Below are 4,199 nucleotides of genomic sequence, written 5' to 3' on the forward strand. Positions count from 1 at the left end.
GCCGCTCCCGCAGTGGATACCGTCGCACCAGCCCGGTCAGCTCGCCGACCACCTGCTCGTGGCGGCCGAGGTCGAGATCCGCCCCGAGCCGCTCGACGACCGCCGCGAGCCGCGCCTCCTCCAGGTGCGGCGCCTCCGAGCGCAGCAGTTCGGCGCTGCCGTCGGCGAGGGCCGGCCCCCGCCACAGCGCCTCGGCCCGCCGCAGCACCGTCGACGCCTCGGCCGGCCGACCCGCGCCGAGGAGCGCCGCGGCCCGTCCCACCTCGTGCTGGAACCGGTCGAGGTCCAGCTCGCCGGCCTCCAGCCGCACGGCGTACCCGTCGCGCCACGACCGGACCCGGTCGGCGCCGAGCGCGGCGCGCAGGCCCGAGATCCCCTTGCGCACCTGGGTACGCGCCGTCACCGGCGGTCGCTCGCTCCACAGCAGGCGCACCAGCCGGTCCACGCTGACCACCCGGCCCCGCGCGAGCAGCAGCGCGGCCAGCACCGTCCGCTGGTGCGTGCCGGCCAGCGGCAGCGCTCGCTCCGCCCGGACGGCCTCGATCGGCCCCAGGACGCGGAAGTCCACGTGCGTCACCCGCCCCTCCTCACTGTCGGGGGCACCGTCGCACCGGCCGCCGCCGATCCGCTGTCGTCGCGCTGCCGTCGGTTCCACGGGCCGGCCGCGTGGCCCGGACACGCCTGCCCGGCGGCCGGGCGGCGGGTCACCGGCCTTCGCCACCCGCGCCGTCGGCGACGACCGCCCGGCGTCGCGAAGGGACGGTCGTGTCGGAGTGTCGTGTTACCGTCGCTCTCGGTCGACGTCACGGGGCGCGGCCGGCGCGGCACAGGGGGCTGTCGTGGAGTGGGATTTCGGCGTGCTCGGCGCGCTGCGCGTGAGCCGGCACGGGCGCGCGACACCCGTCCCGGCCAACCGGCAGCGGGCGTTGCTGGCCACGCTGCTGCTCAACCGGGGCGAGACGGTGAGCGTCCCCGCGCTCGTCGACCGGGTCTGGGGCGCCGAGGTACCCGCCCACGCCAAGGCCTCCCTGCACTCCCTGGTCGGGCGGCTGCGCCGTGGCCTGGTCGGTGACGACCACCAGAGCGAGCTGATCGTCACCCGCGCCAACGGCTACCTCGTCGAGTTGCCACCGGACGCCCTCGACCTGGGCCGGTTCGACGCCCTGCTGGCCGCCGCGAACCGGACCGACGATCCGGGGCGGCGCGCCGACCTGCTGCGCGGGGCCCTCGCGCTGTGGCGCGGCGAGCCGCTGGCCGACGTCGTGTCCGAGGTGCTGCACCGCGAGGACGTGCCGGCGCTGACCGAGCGGTGGGAGCGCGCGGCGGAGACCTACTTCGACGCCGAACTCGCCCTGGGCCGCCACGCCGAGATCGTCACGCAGCTGCGGGGGGCGGCCCGGCGCAGCCCGCTGCGGGAGCGGTTCTGGGCGCAGCTGATGCTCGCCCTCTACCGCAGCGGCCGGCAGGCCGAGGCCCTCGACGCCTACCAGCGGTTGGCCACGATCCTCGCCGAGGAGCTGGGTCTGGACCCGGGGCCCGCGCTGCGGGACCTGCGCACGGGCATCCTCCGCTCGGATCCGGAGCTGCGCTGGCAACCGCCCCCGTCCGCCGCGACGGTGACGCGACCCGCGCCCGCCCCCGCGCCGCCGGCCAACCCGATGTTCCAGCTTCCCGCCGATCCCGGCACGCTGCACGGCCGCGCCGACGTGGTGGCGGCCGTCGAGGCGTCCATCGCGGCGGCGGCCGCCGCGGGGCGCCTGCCGCTGGTGTCCGTCTCGGGGGCGCCGGGCGTCGGCAAGACCGCCCTGGCGGTCCACGTCGGTCACCGCCTCGGCGACCGCTTCCCCGACGGTCAGTGGTTCGTGCGGCTGCGTGGGCAGCAGGTGGACCCGGCCCGGCCGGCGGACGTCCTCGCCGAACTGCTCACCAACGCCGGCGTACGCGGCTCCGCCCAACCGGCGACGATCGACGCCCGCGCCGCGGCGCTGCGGGCCGCCCTCGCCGAACGGCGGGTGCTGCTCGTCCTCGACGACGCCGCATCGGCCGAGCAGGTCGCGCCACTGCTGCCCGGCACGGCGAGCTGCGCGGTGATCGTCACCAGCCGCAGCACGCTCGGCGGTCTCGTGGCCCTGCACGGCGGGCGGGCGGTCAGCCTCGACCCGCTCACCCCGGCCGACGCCGCAGCCCTGCTGACGTCGGTGTTCCGGGAGCACGCGATCACCGTCGCGCCGGGCGTCGTGGACGAGCTGGCCGCGCTGTGCGGCCACCTTCCGCTCGCGCTGCGGATCGCGGCGGCCAACCTGGCCACGGCGGGCCCGTCCGACGCGACCGGCTACGTACGGCGACTGCGCCACGGGGACCGGCTCGGCGGCCTGTCGGTGCCGGGCGACCCGGAGGTCGCGCTGCGTACCGCGATCGAGCCGTCCTACCGGCGGCTCGGCGCACCGGAGCGGCGCGCGCTGCGGCTGCTGGCGTCGGCGCCGGTGGACTGCTTCACCACGGCGGAGGTGGCGGCGCTGCTGGACGCGGGCTGGGCCGACGCCGACGGTCTCCTGCGCACCCTGGCCGCCGGCCACCTGGTGCGCCCCGGACACTGCGGCTGGTACGTCACCCACGACCTGATCAGGCTCTACGCGGCCGAACGGTCCCGCACGGAGGACAGCGACGAGCAGCGCGCCGCCGCCCTCGCCCGGCTCTTCGGTTCCTACCTGGCCACCGCCGACGCCCTCGCCCGTCGTGCCTACCCGCGGATGACCTTCCTGCCACTGCCCGCCACCCTCACCCGGGTCGCCGACGCGCCGGACGAAGCCGAGTCCCCGCAGTGGTTCCACACCGAGTATGCCAACCTGCTCGCCGCCATCCGCCACTCGGCGCAGCACGGCCCGCCCGGGCTCGCCTGGCAGCTGGCCGACCGGATGCGCGGCCACCTGCAGGAGACGGGGGCCCACGGCGAGTGGCGCATGGTCGTCGAACTGGGCCTGGACCAGGCGCGCCGGGAGGGCGACGACCACGGCGTCGCCGCGATGGAGCTGAGCCTGGCCACGCTCAGCGCCAGCCGCGCCGACTACCCCGACGCCCGACGGCGGTTCGCCACCGCGCTGGTGCTCCAGCGCCGGCTGGGCAACCGGGCCGGGCAGGCGTCCATCCTCAACAACCTCGGCGTCGTGCACCGCGAGGAGGGCGACCTCGCCGAGGCGGGCAGGTGCTACGCGGACGCCCTCCGCCTCTACCGGGAGCTGGGCAACCGGCACGCCGAGTGGAGCTGCCTGGGCAACCTCGGCGTGGTGCAGCTCGAACTCGACCAGGTGGGCGAGGCGCTCCGCGCCCAGCACACGGCCCTGACGGGGTTCGCCGCCCTCGCCGGGCCCGACCAGCCGACCAACGACGTCGCCAACGCCCTGCACAACCTCGCCGTCGGGCTCCGGGCGCTCGGCCGGCCCGCCCTGGCGGTGGTGCACCTGACCCGTGCCGTGGTGATCCGTCGGAAGCTGCGCAACCTCTACGGAGTCGCCACCGACCTCGACCAGCTCGCCGCCGCCTACGTCGAGCTCGGCTACCACGCGAAGGCGCTCCGCCTCGCCGACGAGTGCCTGAGCATCGCGCGCGCGATCGGCAGGCGTCGCGTCGAGGCGGAGTCGCTGAGCACGCACGGGCTGATCGCGTTGGGCCTGCAGGGCCCGGGGCCGGCGATCGCGCTCCTGCACGAGGCCCTGCGGCTCAGCCGGGAGATCGGCTACCGGCGCGGCGAGGTCTGCGCCCTCATCGGGCTCGTCTCGGCGCACCGGGCGGCCGGACGGCTCGCGGAGGCGGCGCACCACGCCCGCCTCGGCGAGGCCATCGCCCGGGACGCCCAGCACCACCTGCTGGCCCGGCAGGTCCGGGAGGCTCTCGGCGTCGCCGAGGAGGAGAGGGAACCGCTGCTGCGCGAGGCGTGCTGAGGCGGGCGCTCGTCTCCTTGGGGCGTTCTTCGCCGGGTGGTCGTGCGGCGTCGCCGGGTGCTGCGGGGCGTCGCCGGCGCGGTTTTGCGCCGCAACCACCCGCACCGCCACCGCACCGTCCGCGTAGCCACTGCACGATCGTCAACCACCCCGACGCGGTCGTTGTGGTGGGTGGCGTCGGGTGGGTTGCGGGTCCGTCGTGGTGGGGGTGTGGCCCGCCGTACCCGGCTCCGGGCGGTCAGGCTTGATCCCTGCGCCGGG

At 76.8% G+C, this 4,199-nt stretch carries 2 protein-coding genes; one reads left to right on the top strand and one right to left on the bottom strand.

The features are described 5' to 3' along the window. Positions 1-577 (bottom strand): AfsR/SARP family transcriptional regulator (locus ACSNN9_RS27940; RefSeq protein WP_436676296.1); only part of this gene is annotated, 577 nt, incomplete at its 3' end. Between the two features lie 262 nt (positions 578-839). On the opposite strand from ACSNN9_RS27940, the gene ACSNN9_RS27945 reads away from it, so the two are divergent. Next, a complete protein-coding gene (locus ACSNN9_RS27945) occupies positions 840-3,938 on the top strand; it encodes a BTAD domain-containing putative transcriptional regulator (protein WP_436676298.1) in 3,099 nt (1,032 codons plus the stop codon). Positions 3,939-4,199 lie beyond the last annotated feature (261 nt).

It is taken from the genome of Micromonospora sp. URMC 107 (assembly GCF_051386315.1).
In the GTDB taxonomy this organism is placed as follows: Bacteria; Actinomycetota; Actinomycetes; order Mycobacteriales; family Micromonosporaceae; genus Micromonospora.